General features: G+C 59.6%; 25 protein-coding genes. 8 read left to right on the top strand and 17 right to left on the bottom strand.

Going from position 1 to position 24,503, the window contains the following annotated elements; all coding sequences use genetic code 11:
- Positions 1 to 9: 9 nt before the first annotated feature.
- Entirely contained in the window at positions 10 to 1,275 is a 1,266-nt protein-coding gene (locus AC4CWF_RS26330) for a glycerate kinase type-2 family protein (RefSeq protein WP_491287909.1), read from the bottom strand.
- A gap of 513 nt (positions 1,276 to 1,788) precedes the next feature.
- On the opposite strand from AC4CWF_RS26330, the gene AC4CWF_RS26335 reads away from it, so the two are divergent.
- Together AC4CWF_RS26335 and AC4CWF_RS26340 are read left to right on the top strand one after the other, a co-directional pair.
- Positions 1,789 to 3,012, top strand: coding sequence for an MFS transporter (locus tag AC4CWF_RS26335; RefSeq protein WP_491287911.1), 1,224 nt, complete (start codon positions 1,789 to 1,791; stop codon positions 3,010 to 3,012).
- Positions 3,013 to 3,022: 10 nt separating this feature from the next.
- Positions 3,023 to 4,138, top strand: coding sequence for an FAD binding domain-containing protein (locus AC4CWF_RS26340; protein WP_491287913.1), 1,116 nt, complete (start codon positions 3,023 to 3,025; stop codon positions 4,136 to 4,138).
- A gap of 103 nt (positions 4,139 to 4,241) precedes the next feature.
- Here AC4CWF_RS26340 and AC4CWF_RS26345 read toward each other — a convergent pair whose 3' ends face one another.
- From AC4CWF_RS26345 to AC4CWF_RS26365, 5 genes are read right to left on the bottom strand one after another with little or no spacing between them, the layout of a single operon-like run.
- Positions 4,242 to 5,915 carry an FAD-dependent oxidoreductase gene (locus tag AC4CWF_RS26345; protein ID WP_491287914.1) on the bottom strand — a complete coding sequence of 558 codons (1,674 nt, stop codon included), beginning with the start codon at positions 5,913 to 5,915 and terminating at the stop codon, positions 4,242 to 4,244.
- A 55-nt stretch (positions 5,916 to 5,970) separates the two neighbouring features.
- The gene (locus tag AC4CWF_RS26350) at positions 5,971 to 6,276 is read right to left on the bottom strand and encodes a UBP-type zinc finger domain-containing protein (RefSeq protein WP_491287916.1); all 306 of its coding nucleotides are present in this window, start codon (positions 6,274 to 6,276) and stop codon (positions 5,971 to 5,973) included.
- The gene (locus tag AC4CWF_RS26355; RefSeq protein WP_491287918.1) at positions 6,273 to 6,710 is read right to left on the bottom strand and encodes a response regulator transcription factor; all 438 of its coding nucleotides are present in this window, start codon (positions 6,708 to 6,710) and stop codon (positions 6,273 to 6,275) included. The genes AC4CWF_RS26350 and AC4CWF_RS26355 overlap by 4 nt, the downstream gene beginning before the upstream one ends.
- Positions 6,711 to 6,765: 55 nt before the next feature.
- Entirely contained in the window at positions 6,766 to 7,407 is a 642-nt protein-coding gene (locus tag AC4CWF_RS26360; RefSeq protein ID WP_491287920.1) for a response regulator transcription factor, read from the bottom strand.
- Complete coding sequence (locus tag AC4CWF_RS26365) at positions 7,400 to 9,010, bottom strand: sensor histidine kinase (RefSeq protein WP_491287922.1); 1,611 nt, start codon at positions 9,008 to 9,010, stop codon at positions 7,400 to 7,402. Before AC4CWF_RS26365 ends, AC4CWF_RS26360 begins: the two co-directional genes overlap by 8 nt.
- A 349-nt stretch (positions 9,011 to 9,359) precedes the next feature.
- Here AC4CWF_RS26365 and AC4CWF_RS26370 point away from each other — a divergent pair, with 349 nt between their 5' ends.
- The 3 genes from AC4CWF_RS26370 to AC4CWF_RS26380 are packed head-to-tail and all read left to right on the top strand — an operon-like array spanning position 9,360 to position 11,079.
- Positions 9,360 to 9,524: a hypothetical protein gene (locus AC4CWF_RS26370; RefSeq protein ID WP_491287924.1), complete on the top strand. Its 165-nt coding sequence runs from the start codon at positions 9,360 to 9,362 to the stop codon at positions 9,522 to 9,524.
- A 36-nt stretch (positions 9,525 to 9,560) separates the two neighbouring features.
- The gene (locus AC4CWF_RS26375) at positions 9,561 to 10,079 is read left to right on the top strand and encodes a Dps family protein (RefSeq protein WP_491287926.1); all 519 of its coding nucleotides are present in this window, start codon (positions 9,561 to 9,563) and stop codon (positions 10,077 to 10,079) included.
- Between the two features lie 28 nt (positions 10,080 to 10,107).
- A complete protein-coding gene (locus tag AC4CWF_RS26380; protein ID WP_491287928.1) occupies positions 10,108 to 11,079 on the top strand; it encodes an alpha/beta fold hydrolase in 972 nt (323 codons plus the stop codon).
- Positions 11,080 to 11,829: 750 nt separating this feature from the next.
- Here AC4CWF_RS26380 and AC4CWF_RS26385 read toward each other — a convergent pair.
- From AC4CWF_RS26385 to AC4CWF_RS26410, 6 genes are all read right to left on the bottom strand, one after another.
- Complete coding sequence (locus AC4CWF_RS26385) at positions 11,830 to 13,119, bottom strand: rolling circle replication-associated protein (protein ID WP_491287930.1); 1,290 nt, start codon at positions 13,117 to 13,119, stop codon at positions 11,830 to 11,832.
- A gap of 271 nt (positions 13,120 to 13,390) precedes the next feature.
- Positions 13,391 to 13,924: a M15 family metallopeptidase domain-containing protein gene (locus AC4CWF_RS26390; RefSeq protein ID WP_491287932.1), complete on the bottom strand. Its 534-nt coding sequence runs from the start codon at positions 13,922 to 13,924 to the stop codon at positions 13,391 to 13,393.
- Positions 13,911 to 14,561, bottom strand: a complete 651-nt coding sequence (locus AC4CWF_RS26395) for a hypothetical protein (RefSeq protein WP_491287934.1) — start codon at positions 14,559 to 14,561, stop codon at positions 13,911 to 13,913. Before AC4CWF_RS26395 ends, AC4CWF_RS26390 begins: the two co-directional genes overlap by 14 nt.
- A 36-nt stretch (positions 14,562 to 14,597) precedes the next feature.
- Positions 14,598 to 16,268 carry a hypothetical protein gene (locus AC4CWF_RS26400; RefSeq protein ID WP_491287936.1) on the bottom strand — a complete coding sequence of 557 codons (1,671 nt, stop codon included), beginning with the start codon at positions 16,266 to 16,268 and terminating at the stop codon, positions 14,598 to 14,600.
- Positions 16,269 to 16,491: 223 nt separating this feature from the next.
- Positions 16,492 to 17,259, bottom strand: a complete 768-nt coding sequence (locus tag AC4CWF_RS26405; protein WP_491287937.1) for a hypothetical protein — start codon at positions 17,257 to 17,259, stop codon at positions 16,492 to 16,494.
- Positions 17,256 to 17,519, bottom strand: coding sequence for a Pam3-gp28 family putative phage holin (locus AC4CWF_RS26410; protein ID WP_491287939.1), 264 nt, complete (start codon positions 17,517 to 17,519; stop codon positions 17,256 to 17,258). Before AC4CWF_RS26410 ends, AC4CWF_RS26405 begins: the two co-directional genes overlap by 4 nt.
- A gap of 537 nt (positions 17,520 to 18,056) precedes the next feature.
- On the opposite strand from AC4CWF_RS26410, the gene AC4CWF_RS26415 reads away from it, so the two are divergent.
- Positions 18,057 to 18,290, top strand: coding sequence for a BrnA antitoxin family protein (locus AC4CWF_RS26415; protein ID WP_491287941.1), 234 nt, complete (start codon positions 18,057 to 18,059; stop codon positions 18,288 to 18,290).
- Positions 18,291 to 18,302: 12 nt separating this feature from the next.
- Here AC4CWF_RS26415 and AC4CWF_RS26420 read toward each other — a convergent pair whose 3' ends face one another.
- From AC4CWF_RS26420 to AC4CWF_RS26440, 5 genes are all read right to left on the bottom strand, one after another.
- Complete coding sequence (locus tag AC4CWF_RS26420; RefSeq protein ID WP_491287943.1) at positions 18,303 to 19,271, bottom strand: MYG1 family protein; 969 nt, start codon at positions 19,269 to 19,271, stop codon at positions 18,303 to 18,305.
- Between the two features lie 113 nt (positions 19,272 to 19,384).
- On the bottom strand, positions 19,385 to 19,867 hold the full coding sequence (gene greA, locus AC4CWF_RS26425) for a transcription elongation factor GreA (RefSeq protein ID WP_491287945.1): 483 nt from the start codon (positions 19,865 to 19,867) through the stop codon (positions 19,385 to 19,387).
- Positions 19,868 to 19,994: 127 nt separating this feature from the next.
- The gene (locus AC4CWF_RS26430; protein ID WP_491287947.1) at positions 19,995 to 21,101 is read right to left on the bottom strand and encodes a D-TA family PLP-dependent enzyme; all 1,107 of its coding nucleotides are present in this window, start codon (positions 21,099 to 21,101) and stop codon (positions 19,995 to 19,997) included.
- A 1-nt stretch (position 21,102) separates the two neighbouring features.
- A complete protein-coding gene (locus tag AC4CWF_RS26435; RefSeq protein WP_491288244.1) occupies positions 21,103 to 22,572 on the bottom strand; it encodes a M81 family metallopeptidase in 1,470 nt (489 codons plus the stop codon).
- A 59-nt stretch (positions 22,573 to 22,631) separates the two neighbouring features.
- The gene (locus AC4CWF_RS26440) at positions 22,632 to 23,117 is read right to left on the bottom strand and encodes a hypothetical protein (RefSeq protein WP_491287949.1); all 486 of its coding nucleotides are present in this window, start codon (positions 23,115 to 23,117) and stop codon (positions 22,632 to 22,634) included.
- Positions 23,118 to 23,228: 111 nt separating this feature from the next.
- On the opposite strand from AC4CWF_RS26440, the gene AC4CWF_RS26445 reads away from it, so the two are divergent.
- Positions 23,229 to 23,615: a RidA family protein gene (locus AC4CWF_RS26445; protein WP_210106452.1), complete on the top strand. Its 387-nt coding sequence runs from the start codon at positions 23,229 to 23,231 to the stop codon at positions 23,613 to 23,615.
- Between the two features lie 21 nt (positions 23,616 to 23,636).
- On the top strand, positions 23,637 to 24,500 hold the full coding sequence (locus AC4CWF_RS26450; protein WP_491287952.1) for a MurR/RpiR family transcriptional regulator: 864 nt from the start codon (positions 23,637 to 23,639) through the stop codon (positions 24,498 to 24,500).
- Positions 24,501 to 24,503: the final 3 nt, after the last annotated feature.

Here is a 24,503-nt window from a genome sequence, read left to right on the forward strand (position 1 = left end):
ATCAGACGATCAGACAATCAGCATCGCTCTGAAATCGTTCACATTGGTACCGGTCGGTCCGGTTTGGAACAGATCGCCGATCGCGTCAAAACCCGAATAGCTGTCATTGCCATCGAGGATCCGGCGCGGATCGAGCCCGGCCGCACGAAGACGCTTGATGGTCGCACCATCGAAATAGGCGCCTGCATTGTTTTCCGAGCCATCGATGCCATCAGTGTCGGCCGCCAGACCATGAATGCCATCGACGCCGTCAATGGCAAGCGCCAGGGCAAGCGCAAACTCGCTGTTGCGTCCACCCCGGCCACCCCTGGTGCGCAGCGTCACCGTCGTCTCGCCACCGGAGAGAATGACAACCGGTTTTGCAAACGGCCGGTTGCGGCTTGCGACCTCACGGGCGATTGCCGCATGCACCAGCGCCACATCGCGTGCCTCACCTTCGATGGAATCCGACAGGATCGCCGGCGTGATGCCGTAAGAGCGGGCAAGTTCCGCAGCAGCTTCAAGCGAGACGGACGCCGACGCGATGACATGATGTTCGTGTCGCGCAAAGACAGGATCGTCGGGCCGTGGGGCATCGGCAGCCGGAGAATTCAGATGATCAAGCGCTGCCTGTGGCAGCTTCAGATTATATTGTGAGATGACATCGAGAGCATCGTGTCGGGTGGAGGCGTCCGGCACGGTCGGACCTGACGCAACATGGGCGGGGTTGTCGCCCGGAATGTCCGAGACGATCAGGCTGACGACACGCGCCCTGGTTTGCGCAGCCAGTCGCCCGCCCTTGATGGCCGACAGATGCTTTCGCACCACGTTCATCGCCGCAATCGGTGCTCCGGAGGCAAGCAGCACTTCGTTGACGTCAATCTCGTCCTGGAGGGTCAGCCCTTTGGGTGGAGCCGGCAGCAGTGCCGACCCGCCGCCGCAGATGAGGGCAATGACCAAATCGTCTGGGCCAAGACTGCGGATCGTCTCGACCAGTTGCCTTGCCGCGGCAAGGCCCGCAGCGTCCGGCACCGGATGGGCGGCTTCGATGATCCTGATATGCGCGGTCTCACAGCCATAACCGTAGCGCGTCACCACCACGCCATCGAGCGGCCCTTTCCAGACGCTCTCCAAGGCGCGCGCCATCTGCGCTGCTCCCTTGCCGGCTCCGATGACGACTGTCCGTCCCTTCGGCCTTTCCGGCAGATGACGGATGATGCCGGACAAGGGGTCGGCGGCACGCACCGCCGCAGAAAACAGGCCGGCCAGAAAATCGCGGGGGAGGGCAGGGATCACGGCAATTTCTCCTGTGTCGGCTGGGGATCCCCAACGCTTCTGGAACTCTGAGAGCAGCGCAGGCACCGCCATACCCATTGTTGATCTAACCCGCCGCAACACCCGCCACGCAGCTTGCAAAACCCTGCGTTCAGAGCTTTACAGACGCCTTCCGAAGGCCCCATGTCCAGCAGACACCGGTAGCCGTTGATACCGCCGGAACAGTGCGCCTAGAAAGCAGCCAGGCGCTCGCATCCCATGCGGCAAAAGCGATCACAAGGGGAGGATTATTATTCTCTTCGATCCGATTCATCAATTGCCGGAGACCGGTTCGCGCCATTGTCGCCCTTTCGCACGCAGGTTGCGGCACGGTTTGGCCGGCGTCTCCGATGCCGGCCGCCTTTGCACGCACGGCAATGGGAGGCCGCGAACCTAGACCGATGTATAGGTTCGGCTAGACCTCCATTGAATGTGCGTCAAACGCCCCCGGACCTAAACTGTGCCTCGATCACAATAGCCAAGGAAACCGAGGCAATGGATATCACAGCACCGAACATAAAGGCCGCAGCACCCGTTATCGACAACAGAGGGATCGGGCAGGCGGCATTGCTGGCCATGGCCGTCGCCGGTGGCATTGCTGTTGCCAATATCTATTACAATCAACCGATGATCGGCATTATCGAGGCCGAGTTGCACCATCAGCCGATCACCGGCATGGTGCCGACAGCAACACAACTGGGTTATGCACTGGGGCTGTTCCTTCTGCTGCCGCTGGGTGATCTCGTCAATCGGCGGCGCATGATCATCGGCCAGTTCGTGGTCCTGGCCGCAGCCCTGGCACTGGCTGCGCTGGCGCCGACGGCCTGGATGCTGGTCGCAGCCTCTGTTGCCGTCGGGGCCTGTTCGACGGTTGCCCAGCAGATCGTCCCCTTTGCCGCATCGCTGGCCCCGCCGGAAAAACGAGGCGCCACGATCGGCACCGTCATGGCTGGCGTGTTGTCGGGCATTCTCTTCAGCCGTACCCTGTCGGGCTTTGTCGGTGAACATGCCGGCTGGCGTGACATGTTCTGGATCGGCGTGCCGCTGGCCCTGATTGCCGCCGGCCTGATGTTTGCGGTCCTGCCGCAGCATCGCCCGGCTTCGACCCTTCGTTACCACGAAGCGATCCGCTCGCTTGGCCATCTCTGGACACGCCATCCGGCGCTGAGGGCCGCGACCATCATTCAGGCATTCCTGTTTGCCTCCTTCACCGCCTTCTGGACGATCCTGGCGCTTTACCTCGCGGGGCCAAAGTTCCAGCTCGGTGCGGATATTGCCGGGCTGTTCGGCATTGTCGGTGCGGTGGGCATATTTGCAGCACCGCTCGCAGGCCGGGTTGCGGATAAAAAGGGCCCGCACTTCGTCGTCTGGCTCGGCGCCGGCCTGACGATTGCCGCCTGGCTGATCTTCGGCGCATGGAGTTCGATCCTCTCCCTGGTCGCCGGTGTCATCGTGCTGGATTTCGGCATCCAGAGCGCGCTGATCTCCAACCAGCACATCATTTATGCGCTCGACGCCGATGCGCGCAGCCGTCTCAATACGATTTTCATGACGGGCATGTTCCTCGGCGGTGCGGCAGGCTCGGCGATGGCAACATTTACATGGGGGGAGGGCGGCTGGCTGATGGTGAGTGTGCTGGGTGCGACCCTTGGCATCGCAGCCTTTGCAGTCAAAGTCACGCATCATCGGCGCCGCAAGCCCGCTGTGGCCGGGCAGTGAGGAACGACACATGGAAAAGCTGCGTATCGCAATCGTCGGCGGTTCTCTCGCCGGTCTCTTCGCCGGCATCATGCTCCAGGAGGCCGGTCATGATGTACAAATCTACGAGCGCTCGAAAAGCGGCCTCGCCGGCCGGGGCGCAGGTCTGGTCGGCCAGAGTGACCTTCTGCACATTCTCACGCTGATCGGATGCGCGCATGTTGCCCGGACTGGCGTGGTGGCCAAGGAGCGCATCTATCTCGATCGAGACGGACACATTGCGCAAACCGTCCGCACGCCGCAGACGCAGATCTCCTGGGATGTGCTGTTTGAAACAGTCGCCGCGCAGATTGCGCCGGCAACCTACCATCTTGGACGGGCCGTCGTTGATGTGCTCGACGGCGAGCGTGGTGCCGAAGTGGTCTTCGCAGATGGTACGCGCGACACTGCCGATCTGGTCATTGGTGCGGATGGCCTGAGTTCCGTGGTACGCCGCGCCGTAAATCCGAGGGACAGTCAAAACCGCTATTCCGGTTATGTCGCCTGGCGCGGACTGATCCCGGAGACCCAGCTTCCCGCAGGCGCCGCACTGCTCCTCGAGCGGTTTTCCTTCTTCATCCGGCCGGGGAACCATGTGCTGGGCTATCTGGTGCCGGGATCGAAGGGCGAAATGAACAGCGGCAGCCGCCGCTACAACTGGGTCTGGTACCGCAAGGTGCCTGAGAGCGAATTGGCTGCGACCTTCACGGATACCGATGGGCGGGCGCATGCCTTCTCGTTGCCGCGGGGCGGCTTGCCAAAAGACCGGCTCGGGGCCTTGCATACGGATGCCGTGCAACTGCTTGCCCCGCAATTTGCGCTGGCGGTCGAGGCAGAGCCAAGCCCGTCGATCCAGGGTATCTTCGACTACGAAGCACCACGGATGATCGGCCGGTCGATCGCGCTGGTCGGTGATGCAGCCTTTGTAGCACGCCCGCACACTGCCATGGGCGTGTCGAAGGCGGCAGGCGATGTGATGGCGCTGGTTGCAAGCCTGTCGTCGCAAAGCGATTTGCTGAGCGCCTTGCAGCATTATGAGGCCAACCGTATCGGTGTCGGCCGCGATATCGCAGCCTATGGCCGGCAGCTCGGCGCATCCGCACTCTGAGCATGATCGAACGATTTTCATGACAGCATGAACTTCAGGCATCAGGCTTTCGCCCCGCTGGCAGAGACCGGCGGGGCGAAATTTTTGTGGGCATCGTCCCGGTTCAACCCCGGCTGTTCATCAAGCTCAGGGCGGCGTGGATTTGGGAGACGACGGCTGCCCCTTCTCCGACCGCTGCGGCAACCCGCTTGGTCGAACCGGCGCGGACATCACCAATGGCAAACACGTTTGGCAGGCTGGTTTCCAGCGGCATCGGCGTGCGGGCAATGCTGCACTGCGTATCGAAGGACTGGCCGGTGACGATAAAGCCCTTGCCATCGGTATGGACGCGGTCGCTGATCCAGCCCGCATTGGGATCGGCTCCGATAAAGAGAAACAGGTGATGGAGTGCCAGCTGTTGCCGGCTGCCATCCTCGCGGTTGCGTAAGGTCGCAGACGTCAGGCCCGCAGCAGGATCGCCATTGATCGCTTCCACTTCGCAATGCATGTGCAGGTCCACATTGGGCAGGGCTTTGATGCGGTCGATCAGATAGTGTGACATCGTTTCTTCCAGAGCGCGCCGCACGATGAGATGCAGCTTTCTCACCTGCGGTGCAAGAAAGACGATGGCCTGGCCGGCCGAGTTGCCGCCGCCGACCAATGCCACCTCTTCGCCGGCACAGAGTTTCGCCTCTATGGGCGAGGCCCAATAGGAAATGCCATTGCCTTCGAAGGTCGCGATATCGGCAATGTCGGGCCGGCGGTAGCGGGCGCCGGATGCAATGACCACGCTGCGGGTATGCACGGATTTGCCACCGGCAAGTTGCAGCGTCAGCGCGCCTGCGTCATCGCCGGGGGCGATCAGGCTTTCGACTTCGACCGGCAGCACCACTTCGGCGCCAAATTTCAACGCCTGATTATAGGCGCGGCCGGCAAGCGCCTGACCTGATATGCCGGTGGGAAAGCCCAGATAATTCTCGATCCGCGAAGATGCACCTGCCTGTCCGCCGACCGACCGCTCATCGATGACGATGACGTCGAGACCCTCGGATGCGGCATAGACGGCGGCGGCCAGCCCGGCCGGGCCGGCACCGACGATGGCGACATCATAGAGTTTGCCAGGCGTGAGTTCCGGCGTCAGGCCGAGGCACGCGGCGGCCTCGTGGTCGGTCGGGTTCTTCAGCACGGTGCCATTGGGGCAGACCATCAACGGCAGGTCGGAGCCGTGAATGCCGAGACGTTCGATCAGGCCGCGGCCTTCCTCATCGGTGGAGGCGTCGAGCACAACGTAAGGGAAGGCGTTGCGGGCGAGAAAACCCTGCAGGCGCGACAGCGCGGCATTGCCCGCAGCGCCGATCAGGACCGTGCCGGCGCCGGCATCGATCAGCCCGACACGGCGCAGGATAAAGGCGCGCATGAGGATCTCGCCGACATCGGCCGATCCGATGAGCAGAGCGCGCAGGTGCGCTGCATCAAAGGGCAGGGCCACGCAGCCGTCGGCGCCGGCACGCGCTCCGGCAAGCGTCGGCCTGCCGGACAACTGGTTGACCTCGCCGGACAGTTGGCCGACCGCGTGGGTGGTGATTGGCGCCTCTCCGGAAAGCCCCTCATGACGGAACACGTCCATCGAGCCTTCGAGCACAAGCCAGGCGGGCGCGGCGTGATCGCCAATTTTATAGACGAACTCTCCGGCCCTGAAATGCTGCGGCTCGCCACTGGCGAAGCGTCTGGCCGTCTGCACCTGATGGGGATTAAGCACCGGAAACATCTGGTACTGGCGTGCGCTGAGGTCTGCCATAAACGTCTCCGGGGTCAGATAGGAGATAAACTGCCATGTTAGAGTGGCATGCGGGTCAGTAATATCGGGGGATTGGGCCGCGCTGCGGCGTCTGGTCGGGCAAGTCCACCTGGATGTTATCGACATAACACCAGCCCCAGCCTTCCGGCGGGTCATAACCTTCAATGATCGGATGGCCGGTGGCGTGGAAATGCGCCGTCGCATGGCGCCCGGGCGACTGGTCGCAGCAGCCGACATGGCCGCATTCGCGACAGAGCCTCAAGTGCAGCCAGGCTTGCCCGGTCTTCAGGCATTCCTCGCAGCCGAGGCTTTGCGGATAAACCGCGCGGATGGTGGAATGATGAGAGCAGAAGTCGGTCATGGGTTTTGCTCCTGAAAAGGGGTGCTGCCTCCGCGGTTCAGTGCCTGTTCCAGGCACTGAACCAGTTGATCGAAATCGACCGGCTTGCCGAGAAAGGCAAAAGCGCCGCCGTCCATCGCTGCTGCCCGCGTTCGTTCGTCCCGACAGGACGTCATGAAGATCATCGGTGGCCTGGGTGCCTGCTGACTGTTGAGCACCGCCTGCAGTTCTATGCCGCTGAGGCCTGGCATTTTGACATCGACCAGCATGCAGGCGATGCCCGCACGATCGTCCTCGGCGAGAAACGCTTCCGCCGAACTGAACAGCCGGCTGCGATAACCACAGGACAAGACGAGATCGTCAAGGGCTTCGCGGATCGAACGGTCGTCGTCGACAATGGCTATTACAGGTGTGGACAATTCTCTGGCCTTGGCACGTTCATTGAACTGCCCCATCCTATGCGCCGTTCAGCCCGGGCATTCTACCATACATGGGTCTAGGTTCTGACGCCTAGAGGCCGAGCAGTTCGGCCTTGCGGACCAGATCGGCCACGGAGCGCGCTTCCATCTTGCGCATGACATTGCCGCGATGCAGCTTGACGGTGATCTCGCTGATGCCGAGGTTGAAGGCAATCTGTTTGTTCATCAGGCCCTGCACCACGGCCGCCATGACCTCGTGTTCGCGGCGCGTCAGGGTTTTTGCCAAATCCGCGACAGCGCCATTGGCTTCAGATTGCTCCCGGATGTCCCGGTCCTTGCTGAAGGCCAAGGCGACGGCATCCAGGATGTCCTGGTCCCGAAACGGCTTGGAAAGAAAATCGACGGCACCGGCCTTCATGGCACGCACGCTCATCGGAATATCGCCATGGCCGGTCATGAAGATGATCGGCATCCGGTTGCCAAGCTTTTCCAGATGAAGATGGAAATCCAGGCCATTGGCGCCGGGCAGGCGCACATCGAGCAGGATACAGCCCGGCCGCGTGAGATCGGCATTGTCCAAGAGGTCCTGTGCGCTTTCGAAGGATTTCGCCTGCGTGCGCGTCGACAGGAAGAGATCGGCCAGCGCTTCCCGGATGGCGGGATCGTCATCGACGATGTGGACGACCGGCATGTCGCTTGCCGGGGGTTTGGCAGATTTTCGTGCATCATTCATCAAGGGCCTCGATCGGTACGATCATTTCGAACAGCGCGCCCCCTTCGGGGTGATTGCTGGCGGTGAGGGAACCGCCACGAGCTTCCAGCATGCTGCGGCAGATCGCAAGTCCCATGCCGAGGCCGGTCTCCTTGGTGGAGTGAAATGGTTTGAACAAGTTTGTAAGGACGTCTTCACCAAGGCCGGGGCCGCTGTCGTGAACGCGGACCGCCATGCTGCCTGCGCCCGCCGGTTCGATCGACACGACGATCCGCCTCAACTCGTCCGGTGTCTCGGCCATGGCCTGGATGGCGTTGGTGATCAAGTTGATCAGAACCTGCTGCAGCTCGATGCGCACGGCATGGACGGGCAATATACCGGATCCAGCGCGCGTTTCGAACACCATCCTGTGCCGGGCAAGTTCGGCTTCCATCAAGGCACGGGTTTCTCCGACGAGGTCGACCAAAAACACCGGCTCGCGCAGCGGCGCCCGCTTGTCGAGCATGGACCGCGTGCTCTGGATGATATCGCTGGCGCGCTGGCTGTCGCGCACGATGCGCTCGGCTGAACGGGCAACGGCCTGGAGATCCGGCGGATCACGGTCGAGCCAGCGCAGCAGGGTCTGCGCGTTCACCACCAGCGCACCAAGCGGCTGGTTGAGTTCGTGGGCAAGCGATGCCGACAGCGCGCCGACGGTTGCCGCTCGCGATGCCAAGGCCAGTTCCGCCTGCGCTTCGAAGAGCGCCTTCTGGGCCAATTCGCGGTCGGTAATGTCGAACATGCCGACGATGACACGGTTAAAATTGGCCGGGTCCTTCGGAAAGCCGACGGTCAGCAGCACACATTTGGTAGCGCAATCGTTGGAGATAATGCTGCCTTTGCCCTCAAAATGCGTTTCATTGCGATAGATCGCGGCGAGAAGGTCCAGAAAGGTCGCATCATTCTGCGCAATGAAACGGCGCATCGAGCCGGCATTTTCACTGCTGACATTCCCGAGCAGTTCAAGGGCTGCCGCGTTGGCGGCCACCGTCGGGATGCGGGTGATGCATTGCTCAACAAAGTCCGGGTTATCCCGGGCATGAGCGTGGAGATCTAAAACCCCATCGTCTCTCAGCGCCATCAACATGGCGCGGACCTGCGAATAATCGCGCTCCCACAGCGCAACGCGGCTCTGCTCGAAAATCGTCCGGTAACGTTCCTCGCTGCTCTGCAGGGCGGCATTGAACTTCATCAGGTCGAGGCGGGCGCGCTGATTGCGGATGATCAACGCGCAGGTGATCGCCATCGCCGCCACCGCCACTGCCAGGCGCAATGTCGCGGCAAGATCGGCCTGCATGCCATGGGCAATCCCATAGGAAAACACCGCAAGACCGATGCAGACCGCGCTCAGCAGCAGCGTTCCCTTTTCCGTCAGCGTTTCTGCCGACAGAAGCAGGGTGATGACATAGAGGGTCGCCAGCGCACTGTGGATGTCCGTGAATGTATCGAGGTAAAAAACCGTTGCCGCAAGCAGCACCGCGCAGCCAAGCACGCCCATTTCAAAGCGCGCGGGCAGGCGCCGCTTCGGATTGACAAGGACCAGCGAACGCAAAACCATTTCCCATGACCATCTCGATGCCGTCATCAAGCCATCCCGGTTGATAAAACGCAAATGCGAATTCGAGCATTGCGTGCAAATTCAAGCCTCCTGTCGCGCAAATGCGAAAGGCCATCCCATGAGCGGCTGGGATGGCCTTGAATGGGTGGCGACATCCACACCTGCGCAAATGGGGGCAACCCGAACCTCCAGGACCCATTGGCATGAGGCAGGTCTTGCGCTGAGGGGCGTGAAGACAGGGCTGTCTAAGCGCCGTGTCGGCGGCGTGGAACTATACTTAGGTGTGGGTTCAACTAACCAAGCATTGGATACAGCGCCGCCACCTCCTCGGCTACAACCGTCTCGTCAACCAGACGATGTGGCCAAGGAGGTGAACATGAAACCGATGAGAACATGCCCCGCCGCGTTCCTCCACCTGCGCTGCCACTCCATGACCTCCGCCGGCTTGCCGGAGATCACCGCCGCATTTGGCCTGGTCGAGCATGATCTTTTGCCCTCTCCAGCCGCCATCGACGATCCGCATCTCGTCGCAAGGTTTTGAAATTCTGTCCCTCGCACCCAATTCAAGGAGACCATCATGGACCGCACAATCGCTGAAAAACATCGCAAGGCGCCGCTTGCCACGCCGACCACCCTTGCGCCAAACGCAACGACCGACATTGCCGGTGCGCTGACTGCTCTTCTGGCCGACGTCTTCGTGCTTTATCTCAAGACCAAGAACTTCCATTGGCATATGAGCGGCCCCCATTTCCGCGATTATCACCTGATGCTCGACGAGCAGGGTGAGCAGATCTTTACAATGACCGACGACATTGCCGAGCGCGCCCGCAAGATCGGCGGCACGACGATCCGTTCGATCGGACACATTGCAAGGGTGCAGCGCCTGCTCGACAACGATGCGCCCTTCGTCACGCCAACTGACATGCTGGCAGAGCTTCGCGACGACAATCTCACGCTGGTCTCGCTGATGAAGGAGACCCATGCGCTTTGCGACGAACATGGCGATATCGCCACGGCCAGCCTGATCGAAAACTGGGTCGACGAGACCGAGCGGCGCGCCTGGTTCCTGTTCGAGAGCACCCGCGACAGCCAATGAGCCGCGTCGAAACCTATCGGAGCGACCGATGATCAACCAGCTTCCTCTTTCCCGCCGGCAGGTCCTGCTGACCGGCGGCACCATTTCCCTGGCTCTGGCCATGCCGGCCCTGGCTTCCGAAAACAAGATTTTTTCCCACCCAGAAGGAATTGAACCGATGACCCATAATTTCGTGACCACCAAGGACGGCGTTGAAATCTTCTACAAGGATTGGGGTCCGAAGGATGCCCAGCCGATCGTCTTCCACCACGGATGGCCGCTGTCGTCCGACGACTGGGACGCCCAGATGCTGTTCTTCGTCAGCCAGGGTTTTCGTGTTGTCGCCCATGACCGCCGTGGTCACGGCCGCTCGGCCCAGGTGAGCGACGGTCACGACATGGACCACTACGCCGCCGATGCAGCCGCCGTCTTCGAACATCTCGACCTTCGCAATGCCGTGCATATCGGCCATTCCACCGGTGGTGGCGAAGTCGCCCGTTATGTCGCAAGGCACGGTCAGCCGCAGGGCCGTGTTGCCAAGGCGGTGCTGGTCAGTGCCGTCCCGCCGCTGATGGTCAAGACTTCTGCCAATCCTGAGGGCACACCGATCGAGGTGTTTGATGGTTTCCGCGCAGCACTGGCCGCCAACCGCGCGCAGTTCTACATCGACGTCGCCGCCGGCCCGTTCTATGGCTTCAACCGCGAAGGCGCCAAGATCTCGCAAGGGGTGATCGACAATTGGTGGCGCCAGGGAATGATGGGCAGCGCCAAGGCGCATTACGAAGGTATCAAGGCCTTCTCCGAGACCGACCAGACCGAAGACCTGAAGGCGATCACCGTGCCCACGCTGGTCACCCAGGGCGATGACGATCAGGTCGTGCCGTACAAGGACGCTGCGGAAGTCCAAGCAAAACTGCTCAAGAACAGCAGCCTGAAAATCTACAAGGGTTTCCCGCACGGCATGCTGACCACCCATGCCGATGTGATCAACCCGGACCTGCTGGCCTTCATCAAGGGCTGAGCTGCATTTCCTCGACCCAAGCTCGAGTGCGGCGGCCCCTAACGGCCGCCACACCGGCGAAAGGGTACAATCGGCCTTAGAGAAAGCAGAAGACTACAGCGTCAGTTTATTCCATAATACATATTATGCGGCAAAGACCGCACGAACCGTGAACATCCGTCTTTTCTACAACATTAACGCGAGTTGCGTTTGCGGGGTTTTGAGCGTCTAAAGACTGTCTCTCAGCCCCTGTATTTGGTTGAAGTGATTTGCGGTCTTTTGCAAGAGCCGCGTAGCTTATTTTAAGCTTTTTATTGTCGCCCTGGATTTGCTTCGCACGCTCCTAACCGGGACCACAATTTTAGCCCCTACTTACATAGGGGGAGTATTCGCGCTCCGCGCGAAGAGGCGTCGCTACGCTCCGCCCATACCCCCCAACCCCCCAAAGGGGGGCAAAGACCCCCAAACCCCCTAAAGGGGGCTTAGCCACTCAAGCGCCGTTCGGCTATTTGCTGCGGCACCAAGGCACAAACGTTCGAGACGAGCCGTTGCCGCGATTGTGTTTCGGCCGCTCTTTACAGGTCGGATAGTCACGCACCTTCTCAGGTGAACTCCGCTTGTCGTGTTCCTTGACCTTTTGTGTGGCGGCCTTTTGAGGGTTCCGAAGGGAACCCATATCGCTAGCACGAACCTGATTAGGTCGTGCCTTTTGTTCCTGCGGTGCCGTCGCCTTGCGGTGCGCGGCGTCATGCAGCGCCCTACCCTGTCGGGTTAGCTCATCTGCGATTTGAGCCAAGCGGGCTTGCCGTGCCTTAAGGACGTCTTGCCGGTTTTCCACCGCCCGAGAGACGCCGAGGGACGGCTTATCCAGAACACCCAACGGGGAGCGAGATATTCGACCCATTGCAATGGGGTCCGCTCTACGCGGGGTTCTGGTTTGGTATGATATCGCGGCTTCTCTTGCCACACGGTTCCTGTGTGTTCGCTTCGCCATGCATTTGTTCCTTTCTCATCTGGACAGTACCAAATAGGCCCCGCAGGCGTCCGAATAGTCGGACCGAGGGGCAAACCAAGTGGAGTGCTAGTCCACTCGATATCGTTGTCGGCATAGCCCGCTGGAGGCGTAAACGGCCAACGCACAGCGGGCCTTACACGCCTCTCCAATTCGTCCGCTTCGCGGTCCCAATATTCGCGGGTTAGCCTGTCTTCATACTCTTGGACATATTCGCTTTCGGGGTAGTGCCACCCCCTTGGAAGCGATGGCGGACCCTCGTAACCGATCCGAGGAAACCCCCGCCATTTACGTATGAAGTTTTCGCAGAACAGATCGGAGGACTTATGAGACAGCCGGAATTTAACCGGCTTTCCGTCTGATCTGCGTTTAGCTTCGTTTGGGAATGTATAAATTCCGTCTTGCGGGGCCATGCCCTCATCTACGAAGCGTTGCGCTCTTTGTTCGAAATATAACGCGCCGATGGGCGGGTTTTTCGACATGCAGAGCTTTGATTGAGCGCTTTCGTCATCAACATCTTTGTTGATGTATTTGCATGCGTACCGCACACCGCCCTTAGTATGGCCCGCGTGGAGCGGGTCCCATTGGCTAAAGCCATGGGGCCAACAGGGCTCATTAAAGCGCCTATTCCAGACGAGAGGGACATAAGCGCGCTGATCGCGCTTTTCCCGGTGCCATGAATTGCCCCCGTAGTCCCAAAACCCGGCTGGAAGCTTTTCTTGAAAGAAAATAACGATGTGCCAATGAGTACGGCCCTTTTGGGAGCCGATTTCACCAACGACGAGATACCGAAACTTGAGTTTCCGGTTTCGCAGTTGCTTGAAGTAATTTTGGACATCGGAGTAAGTCAAGATAGCCGAGCGAGCATGGCTTTCGTTCCCGTTTTCGTCCCTTCCGTAGGTCAGGGTGATGAAAACAGAGGTCACGCTTGTCTTACTTTCGGCAATGCATCGACCAACCCAGTTATCAACTCTGTGTTCGAGACATTGCCAGCATTTTCGACATGCGGCGGTTTGGCCATCGTTCAACAGCGTCGGTGATATACACATGCGTTTCTCTCCGAAAACAGCCGCAGTCAGTAAATGCACATTTGGACAAGGAGGAGTGACCGCCCTGCCCTCCGAAAACTTGTTTGCGATCTTGGGATCACAAGTTTTCTACGGGCATGGCTCCGCACCCGCAGGTTTTGCGGATGCGGAATTTTATTCTACGTTTCGGACGAAACATGACGACCAGGCGCGGGTTATCGCGCAACAAAGTTACGCGGTTACGTATTTTAATTTCAGAAATGCGTGCGCCTGGTCGAGCTGGTCCGGAATATTATTCCGGGTCCGATGGCGACCAATATTTGTCGCCATCACGGGCGATATCTCGCCAGTTCGTCAGCTCGAAGTGGGCAGGATCATAGAACGACCAGTCGCCGCCCCATGTCACTTTGATATCCATGGAGAGCGCGACCTCTTTTCCGAGGTGCCCGATGATATCCCATGCATGCTTGATCTTCGGCTGATCCATCCACCCGAGGACGCCGTGAACAATGTCAACGGCCCCGAAGCGATGCGGCCAAAGCCCATCTTCCGGGCTGTCCATAGACTGCCCGCGCACGTAGGCCGACGCTTGTTCAGCGCGGGTACGGACGATGCAATGAGGGAAAAGCGGAATGCCGAGACCGGCACCCCTTTTCACCAGCTTGTCAGCGAACTCAAGAATGAGAGGGTGCGCGCCAACCCTGTTGGCGCGTCCCTGTTGTTCTTGGTACTTCGCGGACTTCAAAAAGCCCGCGTTGCGCATGGCCTGAAGCGCGAGGGGGTAAGCCCTCGCCGGATCGTTGTTCCGATAATCAGGCGCTGGCATTGGGTTCCCCGCCATCTCCCGCCGAAGCCGCACCATCTGTTGCCGGATCACCTGCAGGTGTGCCGGAGGGCAGCGGCGAGACAGCGCTTGACGTTCCGCTATTTGCAGGAGCTGAAGACGGAGCGACATTCGATTTCACCTGTTCTGCCAGTTGCGCCATTTGCGCGGCATAAGCCGCACGATCTTCCGCCATCTGGCGGAGGAGAATTTCCTGATTGTGCCGAGCGGCGCGCTCGATTTCGAGAATGCGCGGATCGCGCTCCTCACGCTCCCAGAGGCGCGCATAGGTGGCGAAATCCGACGCTTCAACACTGAACGCCGTATTGTCATAGGTATCGAGCCAGATGGAGCCGCCGACAGCGGACAAGGAGAACGACCCACGGTAATAGAATTCGAGTTGTTCGAAACCGGGCTCGACATGAGCGAGGAACCTTGTCGCATCCTCGTCATGGGCTGAAACCTCGCCCGTCTCATCATCGATATCGACGGGCGTAACGTAAAGATTGACGGCCTGTGGCGCATTGATCCTCATCTTGATCAAGCGGGCCTGATCCGCCTGCCCTTGCGGATGGGCAAACGTGGCGTCAGTGGCTTCATCGAGCACCTGAAACGCCTGTATCATGTTAAGCTTTTGCAATTTCGTATCCTTTCAATGAAAGACGAAGAAGAGGGATCAAACCCCCTTCGTGATCCGCGACTTGTCGACCTGGGCGAGGACTTCCGTGTACGCATTGTCGTTTTCGAGAAGGCGCGTACCGAATTGCGTGTTGCCCTCAATAACGGCGGTTCCCTGTATCTGGACCTCGCCAATATCCTGATTGGTCACGACGAACGGCAGCGTGTTGAAGGTTTCGGAAATCATGAAGTCCGAGTTGTAGGCGGGGTTCGCCACTTCGACCGTCCAAAAGTGCTGACGCTCTTCATTGAACGTGTTCGACGGCGCAGACTTGAACCATTTGCCGCCAAGGCGGGTATTGGACGCTTGCCACCGCCAATTCAAAGGCCGATAGGCGAAAAGCCCGTTCGGGTCCGAGTGACTGGTATCGATATAACCGTTTGGCATGCGCTCCACCTTCTGCGGGTCAAGATCGTCTTTGAGCGCATTCGGAAGATTGGCCGGATCAGTAGTGAACAACAAAGCATCGCGGGTCCGCTCAAAAATCTGTTCAGGCAGGATTTCCGCAACGATCATGACGATACCGCCAGTCGGCGTGCGAGGAAGGACCATATCCAAATCGCACAACGCCGAACCGTTGACGACCGCGTCAGTCAAGTTCGCGCCGTCAGTCGCCCAGCGTTTTTCGACGCCGGCAATTTCGGTCTTGTCAGCGATCAGAATAGGTTGCTTCCACATCTGATCAGGGACCGAAACGCCCTGCATAAGCAGGTCAATCACATAGTTGTCGGGAATGCCTTCGAACTGCGCTTTCAAGTTCGCGTACCACTGGGTGCGCTTCGCCAGTTCGATATTAGCTAGTGAGATTTTTACACCGGCATTCGCCATGCTGACGAAGATATCGGGCACGTTCACGCCGTTGACGACCTTGGGCTTAACGGCGAAAAACTCATTCGCGTTTGCCGAATTGAGCGGCGCACCGGGCGCATAGGTCACAGCAGCGCCGGTGCTATCACGCCCTGACACAGTGGCCGTGCCAAACGTGTTGTTCAGCTTCAGGATACCTTGAACAGGAACGTTGGCGTTCGTAAACGTCAGATCGACGGAACCTTCCATGGCAACATCATCCCAATCCGGAACGACATACTTGAATTGCTCATGTTGCCAGAAGGCCGGAGCGAGCCCGGTATTCGTCATCAGGCGCTTTTTGGCCTGAAATAGCGTTTCCGAGCGATTGCGAGCCCGGAAATTCCAGATCAGGTTATAGGCCTCAATATAGGCCGTATTGATCATATCCGTCGGCGCGGCGTGAAAACCGAGATACTTGTGGATCTCGATAGAGCCAACAGCACCCGCCGGCATGGCATTGAAGAAGGGCGTAACGGTGGAACCGTCCGCGATGTTCTCTTTCATGTAAGCGCGGTTGAATTCGTCCATACCGCCGTTGAAGCGCTCGAACGCGAGGAACGGAACGAAGTACGCCATAAAGCGCACCTGAATGCCGTTCTTGATGACCTCAGCCGTTTCCATCAGGTCCACTTTGCAGTGGATCATAGAATTTCGAAGCTGATCTTCGCGAAGCAGAGGGAACGCCGTCACCGGCACCATCTTGCCCGCAGGCATCGACGTAGCGACGATCTGGTTAATCTGGCGAACAGAACGCGCGATGGAAATCGGCGTGGTATTCGTGCGCGAAATGTCACGGATTTCGTTTGCACTCAGTCTCATTTACGAATTCCTTTCTTAACGGTCTGGACCTTGCGCCAGACCTTCATTGATGCTTCTTTGAGTTTTTGTGCACGCCGCTCACAACCGGAGCAGCGGACTTTGCTTTGAGAGGACATATGTCACCTGTTTTGAAAGTATTAAAAATCGCAGTCGTTACTTACTTGCTCGGCGCCGTAAGTATCGCGGTGTTTACAACGGTCCTTGCAGCGCTAGCGGACTAGATTTACCGCTGATACCGGCCTTCCTTACCCATTTGAGCAGGCTTCTTTACTGTCGTTGGATTAGGCGAGGCGCGGGAATATTTGCCAACACGCGATTTTCGCGGTTGTTCGGGAACTTTGCCTGAAAAATATTCTTTGCCATTGCGATACACAGAGTAAGCGGTATCGCCTAGAAATTTAGTGCCGCCATAAAGCGTCGAACCAATTTCATTGTCGCCGTAGATTTGTTCCCACGCGGCGGCATCAGGCAGATACGGATTGTGAAACCAACCGTACCTTCCGCCGCCCCAGCCCATGCTAGACACCGTAGGATCGTCACCGCCAACGATCTTTCCTTCACCCGGCCTTTTATCGCCGGACATATGCGGCTTAGCCGCAGTAACCTTTGCACCCACAAAGGTGGCACCGGGGTAAAGTCGCCCAGACATAGCTTTCGGACCCTCTTTGAGTTGCCGAAGCTGATAATCAACAAGAGCCGTGTCCAACTGGCGCTTCTTTTGCTCCAGAGGGTCAGTCTTCTTTTCGAACGCCTCACCGAGCGCGCCGCCCAATGAAGCGAGCGCGCCGGGTATCTGTGAGACAGTGGGGCTTGTCGTCGTGGTGAAACCAGCCGACCCGCCGTTGCGGAGAGCGGTCAGCGGATTGAAACCCGCAGCCGTCGCGCTGGCGACCATTTTGCCGTAATTGACGGTGGTTTCTGTGGTCTGTTTCTTCTTGCCGAAGAGACTGCCGAGCAGACCAGCACCTGCCGTGATGATTTCACCAATCATAGACGCGGCTCGACTGGCGTAAGCTGATCGATTACACGCATTGAAGCGCGGTTTTCCGCCTTGCGGCGGTCGATCAATTCCCAGCAGACGTTGAACGCAATGACGCCCCCGCCGCCGATCACGGCAGAGAACTGATCAACAAGATCAGCCGGGACGCCCTTCGCGCTCAGGTATCCAACAAGAGCGGACAAGATAGCTCTTGCGATAGGAGAGAGGACAACAAGCAAAAGCTTGCGGTCTATATTACTCTTCCATTTCATGCGAACCCCCTTATATTTGGGTTTCGCGCTTAGGTTGTTGAAATCATACTTTGTTCACGATCCAGTTTACATATTATGGTGCAAAATCGTCGTTGAAGGGTACATTCTATTTCCAAGTGCGACATGCCAGCAATTTCAATGGCTTCACTTTGGAGATTTTGGCATGTCTCGATGTTCTACGCAGATCACCCTTGCCAATCGCCGACCCCTGCATCACCTCTTGGCGGCAAACGTTTCCATCAATGAGATGGCACATCTTCGGCTTGGCCTTGAGACGGTTCGATCGTCCACTCACTCCGCGGCTTGTTGCCTCGACAGTGCTTTCGCCCGCCGCGTGGTCTCTTGTGGTCGCATCACTGAGCGCCATGTCGAACATCTTCCGGCCTGACAGGACGCTGCAAGGCCCCCTAGCCGGGTCGCCACCGTCTGATCTGGAGACTTTTGCCGTGGGACAGAAAAATTCTTTCGCATGACGACAGGCCTCAACTGCTATAACGGCGGTGAAAACTGTCCGATGCAGAGCAAGGAAAACGCACCATGGCAAGCCCGCCCCGCCGCCCGGTTAATCCGAAGGATGCCGCAGAAGCCTTGTTCAAGCCGGTGAAGAAGCCGGTGGCGCCGGCTGTCGAGCGGCCGCGCGTACCGAACGCCAAGGAACTGGTGTCGCTGAAGATCGACAGCGACATCATTGCTTTTTATCAGGACGGCGGACCCGGTTGGCAGGATCGCATCAATGATGCCCTGAGAGCCGACATGATCAGCCAAAGCTGACGCCGGATCGCGTCAGCCTGCAGCGCTGACCTCTTCTGGGACCATACCTTTCGAAACGGCCGTGGACAAAGCCTCCGTCACGGCAAGGTCGGCCATGGCAAGGGCCGCGTCGCGTGTCTTCGCCGCCGCGATGAAGCGGGCGTTGTGGCAAAAGCTTGCGTCCGTCACGCCGCAGGCGGCTTCCAGATCGCTTCCGGTCAGCCCCGCCCAGGCGGCAGGCAGGTCGGCGCGCAGTTCAAAGCCCTCGTCGGCGCGGCGGATGCCGGTCACGCACCAGTCCTTGTCGCGCGGATGCACCACGAACAGCAGATGATCGGCGCCGGCCTTCACCACAGCCGGGCGAAACGGCATGCCGGCCGGCAGTTCCAGGATGTGGCCCTGCCCCGCCTGTTCGATGGCGACCTGCACGATGGCCTCGGCGCGAAGCTTTGCGGCCTGGCGCCCGATGGCCGCCTCGACGAAACTGCGTGCAATGGCAAGCGCCCCCTGAAAGGCGCGGTCTTCCGCCTGCGGGTCCTTGTCGTCGAACACCGGCTTCAGGGTTTCCAGAAGAACCGGCAAGGTGAGGCCGGCAAGCGGACCGGCCGTCGACGGATCAATCGCGCCATTGTCCAGAAGATCGACCGGCAGCACGAAACTCTTGTCGAAGGACGCATGCACCGTGTCCAGGTTCTGGTCGGCAATGCCGCAGGCGACGAGATAGTCGCGGCCAAAATGCTTCCAGATCAGTCCGAAGGAACTGTAAGGCTTGCCATCTTCGCGCAGCGGCGCACCGCGTTGGTGATGGTCGAAAATGCCGGCACCGGCATCATAGGCGCCGCCAACATCGTAGATGATGCGGTCATCTGCGGGAGTGATCCACTCAGGTGCGCGGCTGCGCACAAGGCGTGCATCGGGAAAAAGCCTTGTGAGGATGACGCTCGACAGCAGTTCGTCGGCATGGAAGCCACCGGAATGGGTGACAAGAAATTCAGGGCGCATGCCGCTTGGACCTTTGGTTTGCAACACAAATAGGATGGACGCGACCCGATAGCCATTGTTGGCGGTGATCTCAACCCGTCTGCGCCATTTTGCAGGGCCAACAGCATCCCGGATCAGGTGATGCGGATAATTTCCAGTTCCTGCTCGCCCAACATTGCCACATCGCCCACCTGCTTGCCGAGAAGCAGCCTTGCGACCGGCGAGACATAAGACATCGATCCCGCCTTCGGATCGGCCTCGTCTTCGCCGACGATACGATAGGTCTGGGCGCGACCGTCGTCGCGCCGGAAGCTGACGGTGCTGCCAAAGGCAACCGTATCGCAGGAGGCAGGATCCGGCATCACATGCGCGGTGTGGACCCGTTCGGCAAAATAGCGCAGATCGCGCGCCGGACCCGCCATCTGGCGCCGCCGCTCGTTGACGTCCTCGATCAGGCTTGCCGCATCATGGGCGGAGCGCGCCTCCTGAAGCTGGTGCTCCAGCGCCTGCAACCCGCTCAACGTCACAATGTTCGGGTGGGTCGAGACCACGCGGTCCGGCAGCTGCGTTTCGGCCGCTGTTTCCGCACTCTCTTCCTTGACGAAGGCAACACTCACACTTCAACTCCCGTTCCACAAGGCCGCAGACGCAGCGACTTGGGCCGCGACCACGAGGCCGATCCCGCTCATATAGGGTGTGAGCGGCAAAGATGCACGGATTACCCTTGAAACGCGAAGCGGGCCGCTACCACACCAGGCCGCGGGCAGCGACCTCTTCCACGCGCGTCACCACGCCGTTGCGGTGAAAGGTCATGGTGTCGAACAGGTTCGAGATGACGCAGGTATGGTTCGGCACGATGCGCACCTTTTCGCCGATCTCCGGTCGTATGCCTTCGACGCGCGACAGATCCACCACGCCATGTTCCTCCGAAAGGCCTGTGATCACCGCCTCCGGATAATCAACGATAAGGCCATAGTCGGAAAAGCCGAGCAGATCGGAGGTGAGCGCCTTGGAGCCGGCGTCGAGCACGGCGCGATCCGGCGTCGGGCGCGACACGACGGTTGCCAGCACATGCATGGCGCAATCATCCAGCGTGCAATGGCCAGAGCGCACCATCGAGCGGTCGTTATAGACATAGGTGCCAGCGCGGTGTTCCGTGGCGGAGGGCACCAGATGGGCGGAAAACAGGCTCGGCGTGCCGCCATTGGAGCGGATGGCGCAGTCGATACCGTCGACTGCCAGATAGGCCATGGCTGCCATGAAGAAATATTCGACAGCCTCTTCGCCATTGGCCTTCGGATAGGTCATCAGCCCGCCGAAACGCAGCCCCTTGGCTGCCCGGATGCCGCGTGCAAGGGCGGCAGCCTCATCGGGCGTCTGCACGCCGCAGCGGCCGGCGCCCGTATCGCATTCGACAAGAACGGTCAGCGGCTTGCGGTCGGTGAAATAGGCCGAAAGGCCGGTCACCGTCACGATGCTGTCTGCGACCACCTTCAGGCCGGAGATCTTTTCGTTGAGGGCGGCCAGCCGGGCCAGTTTCTCAGGCCCCAGAATGTTGAAGGTGATGAGGATATCCTCAAAGCCCGCATCTGCGAAAATCTCAGCCTCGGTGATCTTCTGGCAGTTGATGCCGGATGCCCCGGCCTCGACCTGCTGGCGGGCAATGGCCGGGATCTTGTGCGTCTTGATATGCGGGCGAAATTTCAGCGCATGGCTGTCCATGTAGGACTGCACGCGCGAGATATTGGCGGCAAGCCTGTCCTCATCGATCACAGGCAGGGGCGTGGAGAGCGACGACAGCGCCTCGCCGGGTTTTGGGCGCGGAAGTTCGAGCGGAAAGGTGCTGTCCATGTCAGGCGGCCTCCGTGCCATGAGGGTCGGCCATGATTGGCCAGATGTCGCGGCGCGCCCGCCGGTAAGGGTTGGTCGCCGGGTTGTTGGGATAGGGCGATCCGGCCGAGCAGTAAAGGATCTCGGTGGCGATGCGCGAAAAGGCTGCGTAAAAATGGTTGGTGGATTTGATCACCAGCACCTTCTTCTGTGTCGGATCGATACCGAGCGCCGTAAAGAGCGAGGGATCATAACTCTGGACCCGCACCGAGCTGAGGATCACGTCGATGCCATCGAGATGAATATGGGCGGCATCGCCAAACGGGGCGATACTGTCGCCGAAACGCATTTCGGCATTGCGCACCAGTTTCACCACCTTCACCAGCCCGTCGATGGGCTTGCCGGTGCCGGGCGCCGATTTGGCCCCGAAGCGCAGCGGAATCTCCGCCCCCTCGCCGGCTGCCATGCAGATCTGCACCGCAATCGGATCCCAGATCATGCCGACGGCGACATTGGTGACGCTGCGCACCAGAAGCTCGCCGAGCAGAACCGTCGCATCGCCGGCCGTGCCGCCACCGGGATTGTCCCACATGTCGGCAATGACAACAGGGCCTCTTTCGATGGAGAGCGCCTGCGTCACCGCCTGTTTTTCATCCATCGAGGGCATCATGAAGGTGCCGCGTTTGGAAAACAGCTCAAGCCCCAGCGTGCGGGCAAGGTGCGCGCCCTTTTCCGCCTTGCCATCGGTGACCGCGATGGTTTTCGTGCCCATTTCCGGCACGTCGCCGGCCATGAAACCGTGGATGACGGAGAGCGACAAGACGTCGGCATCATCAGCCTCGATCTGCTTCATCTTGTCGACAAAGGCCCGCATCGGCTCGCGCGACGTCGGGAAGACATCGATCATCCGGCAATCGAACACCGACATCACGGGCTTGACCCGGCCCTCCAGCGTATCGACGGCAATCCGCCAGAGATCTTCGGCGCGATCGACAAAATCCGTGTGCGGAAATTCCTTGAAGACCACGAAGAAATCGGCTGCCGCGACGCGTTTTTCCGTGAGGTGGCTGTGGGGATCCAGCTCCGCACAGACAAGGATATCGGGGCCGACCATTGCGCGAACGCGGGAGAGAAAATCGCCTTCCGGATCGAGATAGCCATCCGCCACCATCGCGCCATGGAGGCCAAGAACCACCGCATCGACAGGCATTGCCGCCTGTAGCTGGCCAAGAATTTCGTCGCGCAGGCTCTCATAGGCTTGCCGGTTAAGAAGGCCCGCCGGATCGGCCCAGGCCGCCGTTCCCTCGATCAGCGCCCAACCCTTTTGCGCGCAGACCTTTCGCCCGACGGTAATCGGCGCGGTGCAGAGCGTCGGCGTTTCCGGGTGTTCTCCCGGAGGCGCATAAAGCGATTCCTCAAACGCCCGCCGGTCGACGCAGATCGGGGAAAAGGTATTGGTTTCCGTGGCAAGAGCGGCGGTGAAGATGCGCAATGGCTCGGCTTTCTCATTGGCGGGAACAGGGACCGAAGGGATCACTCGACGATGAACCGTCAGCCCATCGGGTTTGGCAGATAGCCGGTAAAGCCGGAAATCTTCCATCGCCCTTCATGCAGGCGGCAGTAATAAAGCGTCTGCCAGCGCATCACGTCGAGACTGCCGTCCGCCTTGCGGATACCGCCATCGAATTTCTTGCGCACCAGCGCGGTCTCGCCGGAAATCTCGATCTTCTCGAGCGTGGTGGTGGTGAAAATGGCCACACGCGGATCTTCGCCATAGGACTGGGCGGCAAAGTCGGCGGCCTGTTTCAGCCATTCGTCGCGATAGGCGGCAAGGTTCGGAAACGCAAGACGCCAGTTGTCGGGATTGGCATCCTTGTTGCCTGAAATGCCGATAAAGCCCTCTTCGACAAAATCATCCGCGACCATCGACCAGTCGGCCGCCAGGAAGGCATCGATATCGCGCGGCACCAGCATCTCCCAGATGGCGTGGCGGGCAGTGTCGCTGGGCGGGAACGGATTCTGGAAGGGATCGCGCACGATAGACCTCTTGTCTAAATTCTTTTCATGATCTGCGAAAAACTCTGGTCAAAATCCGTCCATTATGGTCCAGTGTCAACAATTGAAGAAAATAATTTGCATGAGGTCTTCATGACGATCACCCGTTATGGTGCGGAAAAAGCCGGTGCCGGTGGCCAGAGATTGCCCTTTGCGCGCGCCGTGGAAGCCGATGGCTGGCTGCACGTGTCCGGCCAGGTGGCCATGGAAGATGGCGAGATCATCTCGGGCGGCATTGTCGAGCAGAGCCACAAGGCCATCCAGAACCTCATCGCCATTCTGCACGAAGCGGGTTACGGCGTCGAGCATGTGGTGCGTTGCGGCGTGTGGATCGACGATCCCCGCGATTTCTGGAGTTTCAACAAGATCTACCAGGGCTATTTCGGCGAGCATCCTCCGGCGCGGGCCTGCGTGCAGGCCTCCATGATGGTCGATTGCAAGGTCGAGATCGACTGCATAGCCTACAAGCCGAAAAGCTGAATTCGGATCTGGGGAGGTCGCATGGATATTTTCGAGACGATACAGGAAGACCGCGAGCAGTTTTCGCCCTCCGAACAGCGTATCGCCGATATCCTGCTCGACCACTTCGACTTTGCCGTCAATGCCTCGATCATCGAACTGGCCGAGCGGGCGGAAGTCTCGCCGCCGACGGTCACGCGCTTCTGCCGGCGTCTTGGTTGCCAGAGCTTTTCCGACTTCAAGGTGCGGCTCGCAAAAACCGCCTTTGTCGGCGTGCGTTACCTGAACCCGGGCGCAAAGAGCACTGAGCCGGCAGATGTGGCCGAAGACGTGATTACCAAGGCGCAGAACGCATTGTTCGGCGTGCATCGTGCGCTTGACCCGGTCGTGCTCGACACGGCGGCGGAGCGCCTGTCCAATGCCGGCATGATCTATGCGTTTGGCTCCGGCGGCAATTCCTCGATGATCGCGACCGAGTTTCAGAACCGCCTGTTTCGGCTGGGCTCGCGCGTCACCGCCAGCAACGACCACAATATGCAGCTGATGATGACGGCCGCCGCCCAGCCGCAGGATGTGATCATCGGCTCCTCCTTTTCCGGGCGAAACCAGGAACTCGTGCGGTGTTTTACGCTGGCGCGCGAAAATGGCATCGGCACCATCGCGCTTACCCAAAGCCGCAGCCCGGTTGCGGAAGCCGCCGAACTGGTGGTTGGCATCGACCTGCCGGAAGGCGACAACATCTTTCGCCCGACCTCCACCCGTTTTGCCTTTCTCGCCATGGTCGATGTGATCGCAAGCCTCGTTGCCTATCGCAACCGCAAGCGCTCCACCCTCACCCTTCGCCATATCAAGCAGCAACTGGTCGAACACCGCGACGGTGACGACCGGCAGATCCTCGGAGATTAACCC

Source organism: Neorhizobium sp. PAMB6630 (genome assembly GCF_058242775.1).